Origin of the sequence: Pseudomonas sp. MPDS, from assembly GCF_013283895.1 — a bacterium.
GTDB classification, from domain to species: Bacteria; Pseudomonadota; Gammaproteobacteria; order Pseudomonadales; family Pseudomonadaceae; genus Aquipseudomonas; species Aquipseudomonas rhizophila.
On record NZ_CP054128.1, the window covers coordinates 3,563,611 to 3,578,664 of the forward strand.

Sequence of the window (15,054 nt, forward strand, 5' to 3'; positions counted from 1 at the left end):
ACAGCGATCAGTGCGCGGCCACCCTGCCCGCCTCATCACGCTCACGGATAATCACCGCCTGATAGTGCGGATCGGCTTTGATCTGCTGTTCGGTGAATGGTAGCGCACTCCATTGCTTCTTCGAGAATGCCTGGGTCTGGTCGGCCGAATACGGCGATGCCGGGTCGCTGGAAATGGAAAATGCCAACAGACCTTCAGCCCGAGGTCCTTTGCCATCAAAACTCACCACTTGCAGATAGCTGGTGCCGCTGACCACTTCCCGTTTGCCGTTGGCCCCTGGCACGCTCTGAATCGCGTTATAGATCCCCAGCTCACCGGGGCCGCCGTGGATTGGCGTCTGCCGGCTGCCACTGCTGGCAACCTGGATGTCCTGCCAGCGGCTATCCTTCGGCAATCCGGCGGCCTTCACAGAGGCCTGCGAGGCCAGCATGGCTTGACGCACAGCCTTGTGCACCGGGGCACGCTCAATCGCCAGGCCGTTTGGAGTATGTCGCGGATCTTGCGGATCGAACGGGACACGCCATGAATCAGGCACCCCCTGCAACTGCGCCATGATGCGCTGGAAATGAATGAAGCCCAATCCGCTGTCCAGGCCAGCGGTTCGATCCCAGACCCTGAGATCGTTGCACACCTGGGTCAACGTCACGGCATCGGCCCCCAGGTCACCGGCACAAAAGCCCAGCAGGTCGGGCATCACCTGATCAGCAAGGTAGACCTGGTCGTCCATGACCATACGCTGCAAGTCATCGACCTTCACCGGCCCGTCCTTGGCCAGTTGACCCAGCCGCTGCAGAGCAAAACGCGCACGCAGGCCCAGCGGTTGGTCTTGCTGGCTGATCAAGGGCGAATAACCGGACAAGGGTTGTGAAGGGTTGACCATCCAGGCCGAATCGTTGGAATTTTGCACATAATCGCGGCGCAACAACTGCGGTAGCTTGTCGGCGGCGTAAATGCCTTTTTGCACGGCCTCGGGATCGATATCCCAGGCGCATTCGCCGCGTGAGCCGTCCAGTACGATGAGTTGCAGCCCTGCCCGCGGGTCGCTGCAGCGGGCCAACTTGTCGGCATCGACGTTCGGTACCACCGACACGTTCATGTAGAGACTTTGCCCCTGATCGTCCACCGCCAGGGTGTTGACCCATGGAATACCGTGGATCTCATGGACCGCACTCTGCAAGTCCTTGAGCGTGACGGCCTTGTTCATGGCGTACCACTGGGCGAGCACCCGATCATTTTCCCGGTTCGCATCGCGCAGGCTGTAGGCGAACTTGTCATCCCAGTCCAGCCGGCCGGGCCATTGCACGATCGGACCGAACTGCGAGCCGTAGACCACCCGCGAAACGCTCTGCACCTGGCCATCGGGTTGTTTGATGTCCACCGTCACCGTCTGTTGGCTCATCGGTACGGATTGACCATCGAGCAGGTAGCGGGTCGGGTCTTTCGGGTCGAGTTGCAGACGGTACAGCGTGAAATGTTTAGAGGTGTCGACGGTGTGGGTCCAGGCCAGGTGCTGGCTGAAACCGATGTTGATCACCGGCAAGCCTGGCAGGGCCGCGCCCATGACGTCCAGTTTGCCGGGAATGGTCAGGTGCATCTGGTAAAAACGCATGCCCCCCAGCCATGGGAAGTGCGGGTTCGCCAGCAACATCCCACGCCCGTTGAAGGAGCGCTCACTGCCGATGGCGACCGCGTTACTACCACGCTCCAGGGCGAAACGCTGCTGCCGGGTCGCAGCGCCTGCGAAACCTGTCCTCGGCTCGCCAACGTCCGCCGTCGCTTGTGGCGGCTGAGCGCCCGCCAGGGCTTCGGCGAACTGGCCGACGCCACCTTCCACCAACAGGCGCCGGGTCAGTTTGACCAGGTCCAGCGCGGTGATCGGCCGCACCCACTCACTGGCACATTGCTCGGGCAGGCCGATGGCCTTGCGTTCGGCCAGCGCGCGGTTGAAACCCGCCACATAGCCTTCGACCAGTTGCTGTACTTGAGGCGTCTGGGCTTGCCAGAAACCGGAAACGGCTTGCGGCGTGTTGAGCCAGTTGAAAAATACATCGCTGACGCGGTTCTCCCGCTGTTCGAGCGTGACCTGCTCCGGGCCGAAGTAGCGCGAGCGTTGACCATTGACCGTGACGATCTCATTGGCCAGCAGGCATAAATTATCCTCAGCGTACGCATACCCGATGCCGTAGCCCAACCCGCGCTCATCCTGAGCCCGGATATGTGGCACGCCAAAACTGGTGCGGCGGATCTCGGCACTGGCCTGTTCTTTATCACTTTGAGCGCTGGCGACGCAGCTGAACCCCAGGCTCACTGCGAAAAACACACCTGCGAGGCCAAACCTCGATAACTGCCCGGACATTCTCACGTTCACTCCTGATCCAATACTTTCTAAAACCAGGACGGCTGCCTGGGAATTCACATACCGCGTGCCTGGCCGGAATGTGCCTCCCTTGAAAACGAATGGGATGAAAAAAAATTAATGGCCTGGCACCGCCTGACTACGGGCGTTTGATCGCCTCCAGACAAATTTTTCAGCTTTTTGCCTTCATGATTGGCCGCGTTCGTTCGTCCTATTACAGGAGAGTATCCGTGACCTTTTCTGAACAGGCTGGTAAGGAGTTTTTGCATGCATGACGCGCGTCAGCCCATGGAGGGCAAGCCCAGGTCGACCGGCGTTCCGGCGACAGCCACTCACAACCTGTTCGACAGGCCGGCAGAACGAGGTAGCAATGAACACATCAGGCTTTTGCTCAAGAGCTTCGGCCTCAGAACCAGCCTGATTCGCCTCAAGGTCATCGATGCATTACTCAAGGCCGCCGATGAAAACCGCAGCCTGGGTGTGCGGGGCGTACACAGTCAACTGCTGGGGCTGGACATTCCATTGTCCTTCCTCAGCGTGCGCGAGGTGTTGAAGCGCCTGTGCAGCGAGGGTGTCGTCACCCTTAACCCCGATAAGACCTACAGTTTGCACCGCAAGGCCATGCACGTGCTCCAGGGCGGGGAGTGACGCCTGCGCTCAGGGCTTGACCTTGCGTCGCATCACGCCGTTGATCACGACCACGATGACCGCGACGGCAATCGCGATGTATTGAAACAGCTGCTCGCTGATCATGCCGTTGTTCTGCATCCAGGTCAGTCCCAGCATGATCGCCAGAACCACGAGGACCACCAGAATCGAGTATTTCAAACGTTGCGATTGAGTCATTGCCAATTTCCTGAATGTATCCGCTCTGTATCCCCGTGCTTGCCAGCCCCATACCGTGTTTTGGAAATAGCGGGCAGCAGACGGGGTCTCATGGTACAGCCGAACGGGCGTACTCACGCAACCGAAGCCCATCAGATTAATTACCTGCATCACCACAGAAGTCCGCCCCTGGCGGACTTTTGTCTTACAGAATTAACTCATATTTCTGCCACAAACAAAGGGGAAGACTTCTTTCGGCCCTGAATTCCCCCAACGTATTCTCGAATAAGAGGCGCTTACCTCCTTACCGAAAATCGACGTTGGAAATCATGCAAACCTTGCTGGCAACTCTTTCGCCAATACGATTGACAGGTTTTTGCCTGGCTATCGCTCTTTTCGAACTATTGACTTATCTGGCCAGCGACCTGGTCATGCCGGCCATGCTCGCGGTGACCCGGGAACTGGATGCGCCCGCGGATAAAATCCCCTACGCCTTCAATCTGTATCTATTGGGCGGTGTTCTGCTGCCGTGGCTGATCGGTCCGTTATCCGATCGCTATGGGCGTCGTGCATTCATGCTCGCCGGTTGTGCCGGTTTTGTCCTAGCTTGCGCGGCGATCACCCTGGTCACCCACATGCAGGGATTCAACGGGCTTCGTTTGATCCAGGGTATGGGGCTGGGTTTCGTGATCGCGGTCAGCTACCCGGCCATCCAGGAAGTATTCAACGAGTCGGACGCTGTGAAGGTCATGGCGTTGCTGGGCAATCTCGCCCTCCTCTCGCCCTTGCTGGGGCCGCTGCTGGGTGGCTTGCTGCTGCAATGGCTGTCCTGGCGCGAGCTGTTCATGTTGCTGGCAGGTCTGGGGGCAGTGAGCTGGCTGGCCTTATGGACATTCATGCCCCGAAGCCCCGGTCTGGCGCACTCCTGCCCCCGGCAACCGGCCCTGGAGCCGTTCGAACTGCGCACACTCATCAGGCGCTATGGCGCGCTGCTGGGTCACTCCGGCTTCATGGCCGCGTGCGTGGCGCTGGGGTTGATGAGCCTGCCGCTGATTGCCTGGATCGGTCTGTCCCCCCTGCTGCTGATCCAGGACCAGGGCCTGTCGCCCCTGGTCTATGGCCTGTGGCAAATCCCGGTGTTCTCGGGCGTGATCCTTGGCAATCTCCTGCTCAATCACCTGGTGGAGCGGGTGGGCGTGCGCGGGGTATTGCGCTACAGCCTGTGGCCCTTTTCTACCGGCCTCATCGCACTGGTGATCGCCAGCCTGTTCAACCTTGGCGTACCCGCGCTGGTCAGCGGCCTGGCGCTCTACGCCCTGGGGCTGGGCATGGGCAACGCGGCCTTGTATCGATTGGCGCTGTTCGCCAGCGACGACAGTAAAGGGCTGGTCTCGGCCATGGTCGGGATGATTTCCATCGCAGTGATGAGCACCGCCGGCTCACTGCTCGCGCTGCTGGGCGCCGGAACAAGCCTGAACGCCTTTGCCTTGATGGTCGGCATTGCCGGGCTCAGCTGCCTTGTGGCGCTGCGTCTGTTCCTGTCGCAACCGGCCGCTCACGTCTGAAAATCCCCTCCCTGAGGAACGTTACCCATGATTCATTTTCCCCACGCCGATGCGCTGTGTGCATTGGCGCAGCCTTACGATCCCGATTCGGTACCTGCTGGTCTGTTTGATCGGGCCATGGCCCAGATCAGCCTGTTCCATTGCCACCACACCCCCGGCTACGAACACTGGCTCAACGCCAACGGCCTGGCGGTAGAGGACCTGGAGCATTTGACTGACTGGTCGCGCTTGCCGCCCATCTACGCCAATTACTTCAAACAGCGCTTGTTGCTCAGCCCCACCGGCGAGAACGCACTGGAGCTGACATCCTCCGGCACCAGCGGCCAGAAAAGCCGCATGCGCTACGACGAGCGCAGCATGGCCGCGGCCCAGGGCATGGTGGCGCGTATCTTTGAACATTACGGCTGGTTCACGCCGGATTCGCCTTGCAACTACCTGTTGTTCAGTCACGAACCGGAGAAGGTCAATCACGTCGGCACCGCTCATACAGACCAGTTCTTGCGCAGCTTCGCGCCGGCCAATCGGATTTTTCATGCGCTGCGGCGCACCGGAAAAGGTCATGAGTTCGATGTCTTTGGTGCGATCCGGGCCCTTCAGGAGTTCGCCGAAGAGGGCCTGCCGGTGCGGATCTTTGGCTTCCCGGCGCTGCTGTGTCATGCGCTTGAGCGCATGCGTGAAACCGCGACGCCGAACCTCAAACTTGCCCCCGACTCCCTGGTATTTCTGGGAGGCGGCTGGAAAAAACAGGCCGCCCAGGAGATCCCCCGCCACGAGGTCTATGAACACATCACCCGGCAACTGGGCATTGAGGCGCACCGCTGCCGCGACGGTTACGGTGCCGTCGAGCACGCCGTGCCGTACATCGAATGTGCGCACCACAGGTTTCATGTGCCGGTCTATTCGAAAGCTTTCATACGTCACCCCTCGAACTTCAGCGTCCAGCCCTTCGGCGAGGCGGGATTGTTGTCGTTCGTCTCGCCTTACATCTCTTCCAGTCCCGCCCATGCCGTGGTGATGAGCGACCTGGCGACCCTGCATCCGGCCAATTGTGAGTGCGGCCTGAACACCCAATGGTTCGAGCTGCACGGCCGGGCCGGCACCAGTGCCAGCCGAAGCTGCGCCATGGCCGCTTCCGAATTGATCAAGGAAAATTGATATGTATCTCATCAATGGCCAACTGCACGCTGATCTGCCCCTCGATACAGCCCTTGAACGCCTGCAGACGCAACTGCCTGCTCTTCTGGACGCACCGCCCCCCAGTGATAGCGTGCTCGATTGTGCGCAGGCGTTCGCACAAATGCTGCGGGCCCCAGAACAAACTCCGTTCCTGGACGACGACCAGCGCCAGGCACTGATCGCCTTCTGCGAACGCAAGCATTTGAGCCGCAAACTCGAACGGGAGCTGGGGGCGGACGCGCGCTCGCTGCGCCGAATCGACTATAGCGATGGCCCTTTCGAAAGCTGGCAACCCCTGGGGCTGGTGGTGCATGTCACCCCCGGCAATGCTCCGCTGCTGGGGTTCTTCGCGGCACTGGAAAGCCTGCTGGCGGGCAACGTCAACTGGCTGCGGCCCAGCACGCGCGATGCAGACCTGACGGCGCGGGTGCTGGCGACGTTCCTCGATTGCGACCCAAGCGGCCAGTTGCGCGATTACGTTGCGGTGCTGCCAGTGCCCTACCACGAGTGCCGGCGTCTCTTCGCGCTGGCCCAGGGCGTCAGCGCCTGGGGTGGCGAGACCGCACTCAAAGCCATGCGTGACCAGCTTCCAAGCGGCTGCCGCTGGATCGATTGGGGACATCGCATCAGCTTCGCCTATGTCACGCCGCAAGCCGCCAACGAGCAGGCGTTGGACAGTCTGGTGGATGAGGTCTGCCGCCTCGATCAGCAAGCCTGTTCCAGCCCCCAGTGGCTGTTGGTGGACAGCGACGAGCCGGCTCAGATGCTGGCACTGGGTGACGCCCTGGCTGACGCATTTGAACGACGCGCCGGACAATGGCCAGCGTTGGAAACCAGTGCAGCCGAAGCGTGCGAGATCACCACCCGCACGGCACTTGCCCGACTCGACCACAGCTTTGCAGGACAAACCGGCCAGATTTGGGAAGGCCACGGCTGGCGCATTATTTGGGAGCATCACCGCGACCTGTTGCCATCGCCACTGTTTCGCACGCTTTTGTTACGACCGGTGCCCCACGGGCTGATCACCGAAACCCTACTGCCCTGGCGAAACGTGTTGCAGAGCTGCGCGCTGATCAGTGAACCGCAACGGGCGCCTGAACTGGCACGTCGCGTCTTAGCCGCCGGCGTGACCCGCATCTCGGCAACCGCAGACATCCAGCAAGGCTACGAGGGCGAGCCTCACGACGGCGTCTACGCGCTGCAACGATTGAGTCGTCGGGTATCGGTCGGTCTTGAACCTGAGGTCGCCAGTCATCGTGTGACACTGGACGCCCCGCCGACCACAACACCCATTTCACCCTCGACGCCGATCATGGACAAAGCGGCATTCCTGGCGCTGCCTGCCGCCCCCCAGGCCCAGCTGTTTTTCCGTTCAGGTGGTAGCAGCGGCGCACCGGTGCTGTCGCCCTACAGCTACCGCGATTTTGATCGTCACATGCGGGCCGCCGCCGACGGACTGCGCGCGGCCGGCCTGGATCCGGCGAAGGATCGGGTGATGAATCTGTTTTATGGCGGCAACCTCTACGGCGGCTTCTTCAGCTTCTCGAAAATACTGGAGCACATGAACGCCGTGCATTACCCCATGGGTGCGACGTCAGATGCGGACTTTGAAGAGATCGCACGGATGATCGTCGCTCACAAGGTCAATACCCTGGTCGGCATGCCAAGTACCTTGCAGCGCCTGTTTTCCAGCCAGCGAGAAACCCTTCAAGGCTACGGCGGCGTGCGCAAAGTCATGCTGGGCGGCGAGCATCTGGGGCCAGGCTGCCGTCAGTTGCTTGAGGACTGCGGCGTGACAAGTATTCGCTCAGCCATCTATGGCAGCGTCGACGCGGGTCCCCTTGGCCATGCCTGCACTGCCAGCGGCGAGGGTGTATTCCACCTCATGGAGGACATTCAATACCTGGAGATCGTCCAGCTGGAACTGGACGCTCCGGTCGCGTCGGGGGAAACCGGACGGCTGCTGTTCACTTCGCGCAGACGCCAAGCGCAGCCCCTTCACCGCTACGAAGTTGGTGATTGCGGGCGCTGGCTCACCGCTCCCTGCCCGTGTGGCCTGGAGTCACCCCGGTTCGAGTTGCGCCAGCGCCACGGCGCCCTGATACGCATCGTGACGTACCTGATCAATACCCACGAGCTGGCTGAGCAGGCACAAACGGCCATTCAGATCGTACTCGATTACCACAGCAGCGGCTGCGAACGCCTGTTGATTCGCGCCGATGGCAATGCACAAACGGTCCGGAGCCAGGTCATGGGCCTCGAACTGCTGTCCACGCTGGTGGAGTCCGAAATGCTCGTACTGGACGTGCAATCCTGTCCGGCGACAAGTTTCGAACATAACAAACACAGCGGCAAAGTACCGCTGGTGATTGATCGCAGACTCACCGCTTGATTGTTTTCCCGTGTAATTGAATAAGCGGACGTTAGAGTCCGAGAGAACCCTGATGAGCACCTCTTTACCATTCGAACAATGGCTCGCCCATATTCGTACGCATTCAACGTTCTACCGCAAGTCTTTACGGCATTTACCCGCGCAGAATTGCGCTCTGGAGGATGTCCCCATTGTCGACGTCGCCGACTATTGGGCCGGCAGTCATGACCTGGACAATTGGGACGTGCTGACCGACAAAATAGAAGACGCGCTGATCTACAAAACCGGCGGCACGACCAGTCAGGGGAAACTGTCGGTGTACACCCGCGCTGAATGGCAGCGGATGCTCAACTGCTTCGGTCAGAGCCTGTCAGCGCAATTGAGGGCTGGTGATCGAATCGCCAACCTGTTCTTTTCCGGAGACCTGTACGCCAGTTTCCTGTTCATTCATGGCGCCCTTGGCAAAGTCGATGTAGCCATCACCGAATTCCCGTTCACCGGGGCGGTGGATCTCGAGGTGCTGACCGAGGCGGTGACCGGCCACCGCATCAATGTGCTGGCCGGTGTGCCTGCGCACCTGCTGGCGTTTGCCGACCATTTGGATCAACAGGGACGAACGCTGCCCGGCATCACCACCGTGCTGTTCGGCGGAGAAAACCTGTTCGACAGCCAGTTGCCCGCGTTGCAGCGCGCCTTCCCACAGGCACGCTTCGCCTCCATCGGCTATGCCAGCGTCGACGCCGGGCTGGTGGGCGCCAGCGCACCGGACTGCAACCTGGGCGAGCACCGCGTGTTCGGCGAACAGATACGGGTAGAGATCATCGATGAACTGAGCGGTGAGGTCATCCAGGCGTGCGATCGGCCCGGCAATCTGGTGGTGACCAACCTCACCCGGACCCTGATGCCCATCGTGCGGTATCCGGTGGGCGACCGAGCGTGCTGGCGCGAGCCGGTTGGCACCCCGCGACGCAAGTTCGCGCTTCAGGGCCGCAGCGCGAAAAGCCAGCGAGTGCGGGTAGGCGTTTTCTCGCTGTTTTCGCAGGAAATCAGCGACATCATCCGCAGCATTGGCGGTGACCTTCAGTGGCAATTGATCATCGAGCACGCACAGAACAACGACCGCGTGTTGCTCAAGTGGGTGCCTGGCGGGCAAACCCAGGCTTGCCAGTCACTCTCCAACACATTGAAAGCTGCCTTGACCAAACAGTATCCGGGTATCGACCAACTCGACCTGCACGTCCAGGCCTGCGGCCTGCAAGCGTTGGAACGCCATCCACGCTCTGGCAAGCACCTGTCGATCATCGACCGCCGCACCTATGCGCCGTTGACAGCGAGGCACGCCGGATGAGCAGCGTGGTCATCCGACCGTTCAGGCCCACGGATGGCGTCGGAACCAGCGAATTGTTCCGCCGGGTTTACGGCGATCACTACGTCTCACCAGACGTCTACCTGCCACACATGATTGGCCTGCACAACCTGCTGAACCGTTGGCACTCCATGGTCGCCGTGGAGGATGAGCGCGTGGTCGGTCATGCCGCATTGTGTCGGCAGACGGCCGATGGTGAAGACGCGGAACTGGCCCTGATCGCGGTGGACCCCGCGGTGCAGGGCGGCCAGATTGCGACGCGCCTGGGGCAGCAATTACTCGACAGCTGCCAGGACCTCGGACTTGCCAGGCTGTCGATCAAGCAAGTCACCAGCCATTGCTACAGCCAGCGTCTGGCACAACGCCTGGGGTTCCATGACACCGGGCTGCTGCCTGACCATGTGCCCTCACCTTTCGCCACGGTCCACGCCGAAACCATCGTGGTCGGCAGCCAAGTGGTCAGCGGCCATCGCCGCCCGCTGCCCCACCTCAAATGGCCCGCGGCATGCCAATGGCTGACGCAACCCTTGGCATCGCTGTTTGGTACCTCGCTCGAGGCGCCCTTGCCTTCGGTACAGCCTTTTCAAATCCGACAGCTGCCCGGAAGAATCGACATTGTGGCCGGGTACATAGGCCTTCGCCTGGCCGGGCAACTGCTGCGCTTGCCGGCCCATTGGTCACTTTCAGTGCGACTCGGACTGCGTCAGCAATTTGCCGACGATTACCAACGATTGATGGACGCCGGATTCATCTTCACCGGGATCATGCCTGCTGAAGGCGACCCCGGCTGGCAGGCGCTGTTTCACCGTGGCGCCCTGGATCGCCCGCTCACCTTGCATTCGGAGCCGATGCAACGGCTCCACGAACAAGTGCAAGCCCAAGGGCACATCTGGAGGAGCGCCCAGGCAGGTTCGGCGGCGTAAAACGGAGTATTCGGCGCTGTGGCCACGCAAAAAAGTCGCGCTGAAATGCTGGAAGATCGCGGCGTTCACGCTGCGATCTTTCCCGATCAGCGGTAATGTTTGCTATGTGGGCACCCCTCAAGCTGTCCAGCGACGGGCCGATAAAAATAAGTCAGGCCATTGCGCCAGCTCCCGAAAAACGCCTTCGAGCAAGGATTCCCACATGCCCGCATTTCGCACCATTCAGGCGCGCTACACGCTGTTCCTGATTTCATTCATCCTGTTGTTGTCCATCCTGACCGTCGTGGGTATCAGCTATCTCGTCGCGCCCAAACTGCGCCACACCGAAGAGCAAGTGGCGCTTAATCGCATCAGCGAAGTGGCCGAGCAGATCCAGGGGGAATTGAACAAGGTCCAGGCGCAGCAACGCAGCATCACCCAGACCATCCCGCTGCTCGACAGCGATGCCATAGACAGGGTCCTGCCTGGCTTGGTGGATCAGTACGGCGAGCTGAAAGTCTTTGGTGGCGGGATCTGGCCGCTGCCTAATCAGCGGGCCGAAGGGCGTAGCAAATTCAGCACGTTCTGGCACCGCGACGCCTCGGGCAAACTGGTGGTCAATACCTTCTGGAACAGCGACGCGGCGCCAAATTATTACGATCAACCCTGGCACAAGGGCGGCATGGCCACACCCGCCGGCAAGTGCGCCTGGGCCGCCGCCTATAAAGACGACGCCAGCGCTGAGCCGCGGACCAACTGCGCCATGTCCATCCAGAAGAACGGCGCGCCTTATGGCGTTTCCACCATCGACGTGACCCTGGGCTTCTTCAATGAGCTGGTGGCACGCAAGGAAGCCGAGCTGAGCGCCGAGATGCTGATCGTGGAAGGCGATGGCAAGATCATCAGCAACAGTTCGCGCATCAGCGGCCCCATCGTGCTGAAGAACATCAGCGAACTGGCGGCAACCTCGCCCTTCGCCGCACAGGTCAAGGCCGGCCTGGCCCAGCGAGACCAACCGCTGCAGCGGGTCGAATTTGATAACAAGGGTGAGGCCAGTACCTTTTTCATGCGGCCTATCGAAGGTTCGCCGTGGTTCCTGGCTACCGCCTTGCCAACCCGCCTGATCACCGCCCAGCGCGACGATGTACTGAGCACGTTAAGCCTGCTGCAGATCCCGATGGTGATCCTGCTGGTGTTGATGCAGTTGTACGCGATCCGTCAGTTGACCAACCGCATGAAGACACTCAAGAGCAACATCGATGCGCTGTCCACCGGCGATGCCGACCTGACCCGGCGCATCACCATCCGCGCCGAGGATGAACTGGGGGCGATCGGTCATTCGGTCAACGGCTTCATCGTTTACCTGCAAAACATGATCGGCGAAGTCACCCAGGCGACCGGCGCCATGGCGACAAGCCTGGACAACCTGCAACGGACCTCAGCCCACACCAGCGAAATCCTGATGCGCCACGCCTCGGAAACCGATCAGACCGTCACGGCCATCACCGAGATGAGTTCCACCGCCGAAAGCGTCGCGCAGAACGCCGCCGAAACCGCTGCGTTCACCCAACGCGCCAATGAACATGCCGACCATTCTCGGGTGGTTGTCGCAGAGGCGTCCAACAGTGTGGTGGCCTTGATCGATGAAGTCGCCAGTGCTACCCGCAAAGTCGAAAGCATGCAGCAGGACGCTCAACGCATCACCGAGATTCTCGGCGTAATCGGCGCCATTGCCGGGCAGACCAACTTGCTGGCCCTTAACGCCGCCATCGAAGCCGCCCGGGCCGGTGAGCAGGGTCGAGGCTTCGCAGTGGTGGCCGACGAGGTACGCGCCCTCGCCGCCCGCACCCAGGCCAGCACCTCGGAAATCAACGAAATGCTGACGCGCTTGACCCAGGGCGTGAGTTCATCGGTTTCGGCCATGGAAAACACCCAGGCCAGCTGCCAGTCGGCCGCCGACGCCACGTCCAGGGTCAATTCAGGACTGGATGAAATGGCCGGTTCCGTCAGCCAGATCAACAGCCTGAGCACTCAGATCGCCACCGCTGCCGAACAGCAGAGCGCCGTGACCGAGGAAATCAATCGCAGCATGGTGCAGATCCGCCATATGGTGGAAGAGCTGGTGGAAAGTGGCCTGGCCAGCGAGAACAACACCCGCCAGTTGCTGGAAGCCAACAGCCGGGTGAATGCGATCATGGGGCGGTTCAAAGTGCGCTGAAACGCCCCAGGCTGTTTGCATATGAACCTGAGGGAGCGAGCCTGCATGCGATGACGGCGGCAAGGTCGACACTGGCCAAGCTGACCCACCGCGATCGCGGGCAGGCTAGCTCCCGCAGGGTTCTGCGGTGGCGGGTGAATTTGCGCCGAACTTCGAATCAGTACCGCTTCCAACCTGACAACTCTGTAATCCGCCCCTCAGCCCACTGTCAGCTCACGCTCGCTACTCTGTTATCCTCCTCCCAAACTGTTCGACACGAGACTGTCCCCATGGCCAATCCCCTGCACCTGCTCGCCCTGAGCGCGTTTTTTGTCACCACCCTGGCCCAGGCCGCCGAACCGATCACCATTGAGGTACACCGCGATGCCAATTGCGGTTGCTGTAAAAAATGGATTTCACATCTGCAAGAAAACGGCTTCAAGGTCAACGACCATGTTGAAACCGACATGAGTTCAGTCAAACAACGCCTGGGTGTTGCGCCCAACCTGCGCTCCTGCCACACCGCCCAGATCAATGGCAAATTCGTTGAGGGGCATGTCCCGGCCGACCAGGTCCTGGCGTTGAGCAAACGGGACGACCTGCTGGGTGTGGCCGCGCCTGGCATGCCCATGGGTTCGCCCGGTATGGAAACGGACGGCATGAGTGATGCGTATCAGGTGATCGGCCTGAAAAACGACGGGACTCAAACCGTGGTGGCGGATTACCCGGCCCATTGATGGGCGAGGCTTACATCGGCTTGTTCCTGGCGGCATTCGGTGCCGCCACCTTGTTACCGCTGCAATCCGAAGCGCTGTTGGTTGGGCTGTTGCTCAGCGAACGCTATGAAACCTGGCTGTTGCTGGGAGTCGCCACCCTGGGCAACGTACTGGGCTCGCTGGTGAACTGGTGGCTGGGCACACGCCTGGAGCAGTTCAAGGATCGGCGCTGGTTTCCGGTCAGTCCGGCCCATCTGGACAAGGCCCGCGTGCATTATCAGCGTTATGGGCGTTGGTCGCTGCTGCTCAGTTGGATGCCCATCATCGGCGATCCACTGACCTTGGTGGCGGGCGTGATGGGCGAGCCGTGGCGGCGCTTTGTGTTGATCGTGACCCTGGCCAAAGGGTTGCGTTATGGCGCACTCGCCCTCGCGACCCTGGGCTGGATGGGTTGAACGTTCGCGACTTTGGGTTGCCTGTGGTTAATGTCGCCATAATCGGGCCACGCCAGGATCGGCCGGATGCCCAAAGGAGATTGCCCATGTCGCGTTCCACTGCTCGCTGGTTACCCAGCCTGTTTCTGACGGCCGCCCTGCCGCTGTTCGCCCAGGCCGAAAACCCGCCTGAAGGCCCGGCCTATGGCCCGGAACTCCAAGGCTTCGAATACCCCTACACACTCAAGCACTTCCCCCTTCAGTCCCAGGGGCAATCGTTGCAAATGGGCTACATGGACGTGCCGGCCCAGGGCGAGGTCAATGGCCGCACCGTGGTGCTGATGCACGGCAAGAATTTTTGCGCCGCCACCTGGGGCGACTCGATCAAGACCCTCAGCGAGGCTGGTTACCGGGTCATCGCCCCGGATCAGATCGGTTTCTGTACGTCCAGCAAGCCCGCTCATTACCAGTACAGCTTCCACCAACTGGCAACCAACACCCAGGCCCTGCTCAAGGCTCTCGGGGTGCAGAAAAGCATTGTGCTCGGCCACTCCACCGGTGGCATGCTCGCCACCCGTTATGCCTTGCAGTTTCCCGATCAGGTCGAGCGGCTGGCGATGGTCAACCCCATCGGCCTGGAGGACTGGAAAGCCCTCGGCGTGCCCTACCGTACCGTGGACCAGTGGTACGAGCGCGAACTGAAACTCAGTGCCGACGGTATCCGCAACTACGAGCGCAAGACCTACTACGGTGGCCGCTGGAAACCGGAGTTCGAACGCTGGGTGGACATGCTGGCCGGGCTGAACAAGGGGCCGGGGCACACGCAAGTCGCGTGGAATTCGGCGCTGATCTACGACATGATCTTCACCCAGCCGGTCTACTACGAGTTCAAGGACCTGAAAGTACCGACGCTGCTGCTGATCGGCACCTCCGACACCACCGCCATCGGCAGCGACATCGCGCCGCCGGCCGTGAAAGCCAAACTGGGCCGGTATGAAGTGCTGGGCAAGCAGGTGGCTCAATTGATTCCCCAGTCGACCCTGGTGGAGTTCGCCCATCTGGGGCATGCCCCACAGATGGAAGAGCCGGACCGGTTCCACCAGGCCTTGCTGGGCTGGCTGAACAAACCCATTCCCTGACGAGGTG

The 15,054-nt window shown here is 60.9% G+C and carries 12 protein-coding genes; 10 read left to right on the forward strand and 2 right to left on the reverse strand.

The features are described 5' to 3' along the window. Positions 1–7 precede the first annotated feature (7 nt). On the reverse strand, positions 8–2,356 hold the full coding sequence (locus tag HQ912_RS15665) for an acylase (protein WP_160892640.1): 2,349 nt from the start codon (positions 2,354–2,356) through the stop codon (positions 8–10). 267 nt (positions 2,357–2,623) lie between these two features. On the opposite strand from HQ912_RS15665, the gene HQ912_RS15670 reads away from it, so the two are divergent. Beyond that, positions 2,624–3,004 (forward strand): fe2+ zn2+ uptake regulation protein, encoded by a 381-nt coding sequence (locus HQ912_RS15670; protein WP_047226560.1) that lies wholly within the window; start codon positions 2,624–2,626, stop codon positions 3,002–3,004. A gap of 9 nt (positions 3,005–3,013) precedes the next feature. On the opposite strand, the gene HQ912_RS15675 is transcribed toward HQ912_RS15670, so the two are convergent. Continuing rightward, entirely contained in the window at positions 3,014–3,202 is a 189-nt protein-coding gene (locus HQ912_RS15675) for a hypothetical protein (RefSeq protein ID WP_047226561.1), read from the reverse strand. Positions 3,203–3,510: 308 nt separating this feature from the next. Between HQ912_RS15675 and HQ912_RS15680 the strand changes: the two genes are divergently transcribed. The 9 genes from HQ912_RS15680 (at position 3,511) to HQ912_RS15720 (ending at position 15,047) form a co-directional block, all read left to right on the forward strand. Next, complete coding sequence (locus HQ912_RS15680; protein WP_160892638.1) at positions 3,511–4,746, forward strand: MFS transporter; 1,236 nt, start codon at positions 3,511–3,513, stop codon at positions 4,744–4,746. Between the two features lie 27 nt (positions 4,747–4,773). Then, positions 4,774–5,901: an acyl-protein synthase gene (locus HQ912_RS15685; protein WP_107322519.1), complete on the forward strand. Its 1,128-nt coding sequence runs from the start codon at positions 4,774–4,776 to the stop codon at positions 5,899–5,901. Position 5,902: 1 nt separating this feature from the next. Further along, positions 5,903–8,314, forward strand: coding sequence for an acyl-CoA reductase (locus tag HQ912_RS15690; RefSeq protein WP_047226564.1), 2,412 nt, complete (start codon positions 5,903–5,905; stop codon positions 8,312–8,314). Positions 8,315–8,366: 52 nt separating this feature from the next. Continuing rightward, complete coding sequence (locus tag HQ912_RS15695) at positions 8,367–9,641, forward strand: phenylacetate--CoA ligase family protein (RefSeq protein WP_047226565.1); 1,275 nt, start codon at positions 8,367–8,369, stop codon at positions 9,639–9,641. Next, positions 9,638–10,582, forward strand: a complete 945-nt coding sequence (locus tag HQ912_RS15700; RefSeq protein WP_047226566.1) for a GNAT family N-acetyltransferase — start codon at positions 9,638–9,640, stop codon at positions 10,580–10,582. Before HQ912_RS15695 ends, HQ912_RS15700 begins: the two co-directional genes overlap by 4 nt. A 202-nt stretch (positions 10,583–10,784) precedes the next feature. Next, the gene (locus HQ912_RS15705; protein ID WP_047226567.1) at positions 10,785–12,779 is read left to right on the forward strand and encodes a methyl-accepting chemotaxis protein; all 1,995 of its coding nucleotides are present in this window, start codon (positions 10,785–10,787) and stop codon (positions 12,777–12,779) included. Between the two features lie 269 nt (positions 12,780–13,048). Further along, complete coding sequence (locus HQ912_RS15710) at positions 13,049–13,495, forward strand: DUF411 domain-containing protein (protein WP_047226568.1); 447 nt, start codon at positions 13,049–13,051, stop codon at positions 13,493–13,495. Next, positions 13,495–13,929: a YqaA family protein gene (locus HQ912_RS15715; protein WP_047226569.1), complete on the forward strand. Its 435-nt coding sequence runs from the start codon at positions 13,495–13,497 to the stop codon at positions 13,927–13,929. Before HQ912_RS15710 ends, HQ912_RS15715 begins: the two co-directional genes overlap by 1 nt. Before the next feature lie 86 nt (positions 13,930–14,015). Next, a complete protein-coding gene (locus HQ912_RS15720) occupies positions 14,016–15,047 on the forward strand; it encodes an alpha/beta fold hydrolase (protein ID WP_047226570.1) in 1,032 nt (343 codons plus the stop codon). Positions 15,048–15,054 lie beyond the last annotated feature (7 nt).

Coding starts and splice junctions, on each gene's coding strand:
- HQ912_RS15685 (WP_107322519.1), top strand. CDS start 4,774: ATGATTCATTTTCCCCACGCCGATGCGCTGTGTGCATTGGCGCAGCCT.
- HQ912_RS15710 (WP_047226568.1), top strand. CDS start 13,049: ATGGCCAATCCCCTGCACCTGCTCGCCCTGAGCGCGTTTTTTGTCACC.
- HQ912_RS15680 (WP_160892638.1), top strand. CDS start 3,511: ATGCAAACCTTGCTGGCAACTCTTTCGCCAATACGATTGACAGGTTTT.
- HQ912_RS15670 (WP_047226560.1), top strand. CDS start 2,624: ATGCATGACGCGCGTCAGCCCATGGAGGGCAAGCCCAGGTCGACCGGC.
- HQ912_RS15695 (WP_047226565.1), top strand. CDS start 8,367: ATGAGCACCTCTTTACCATTCGAACAATGGCTCGCCCATATTCGTACG.
- HQ912_RS15705 (WP_047226567.1), top strand. CDS start 10,785: ATGCCCGCATTTCGCACCATTCAGGCGCGCTACACGCTGTTCCTGATT.
- HQ912_RS15665 (WP_160892640.1), bottom strand. CDS start 2,356: ATGTCCGGGCAGTTATCGAGGTTTGGCCTCGCAGGTGTGTTTTTCGCA.
- HQ912_RS15715 (WP_047226569.1), top strand. CDS start 13,495: ATGGGCGAGGCTTACATCGGCTTGTTCCTGGCGGCATTCGGTGCCGCC.
- HQ912_RS15700 (WP_047226566.1), top strand. CDS start 9,638: ATGAGCAGCGTGGTCATCCGACCGTTCAGGCCCACGGATGGCGTCGGA.
- HQ912_RS15690 (WP_047226564.1), top strand. CDS start 5,903: ATGTATCTCATCAATGGCCAACTGCACGCTGATCTGCCCCTCGATACA.
- HQ912_RS15675 (WP_047226561.1), bottom strand. CDS start 3,202: ATGACTCAATCGCAACGTTTGAAATACTCGATTCTGGTGGTCCTCGTG.
- HQ912_RS15720 (WP_047226570.1), top strand. CDS start 14,016: ATGTCGCGTTCCACTGCTCGCTGGTTACCCAGCCTGTTTCTGACGGCC.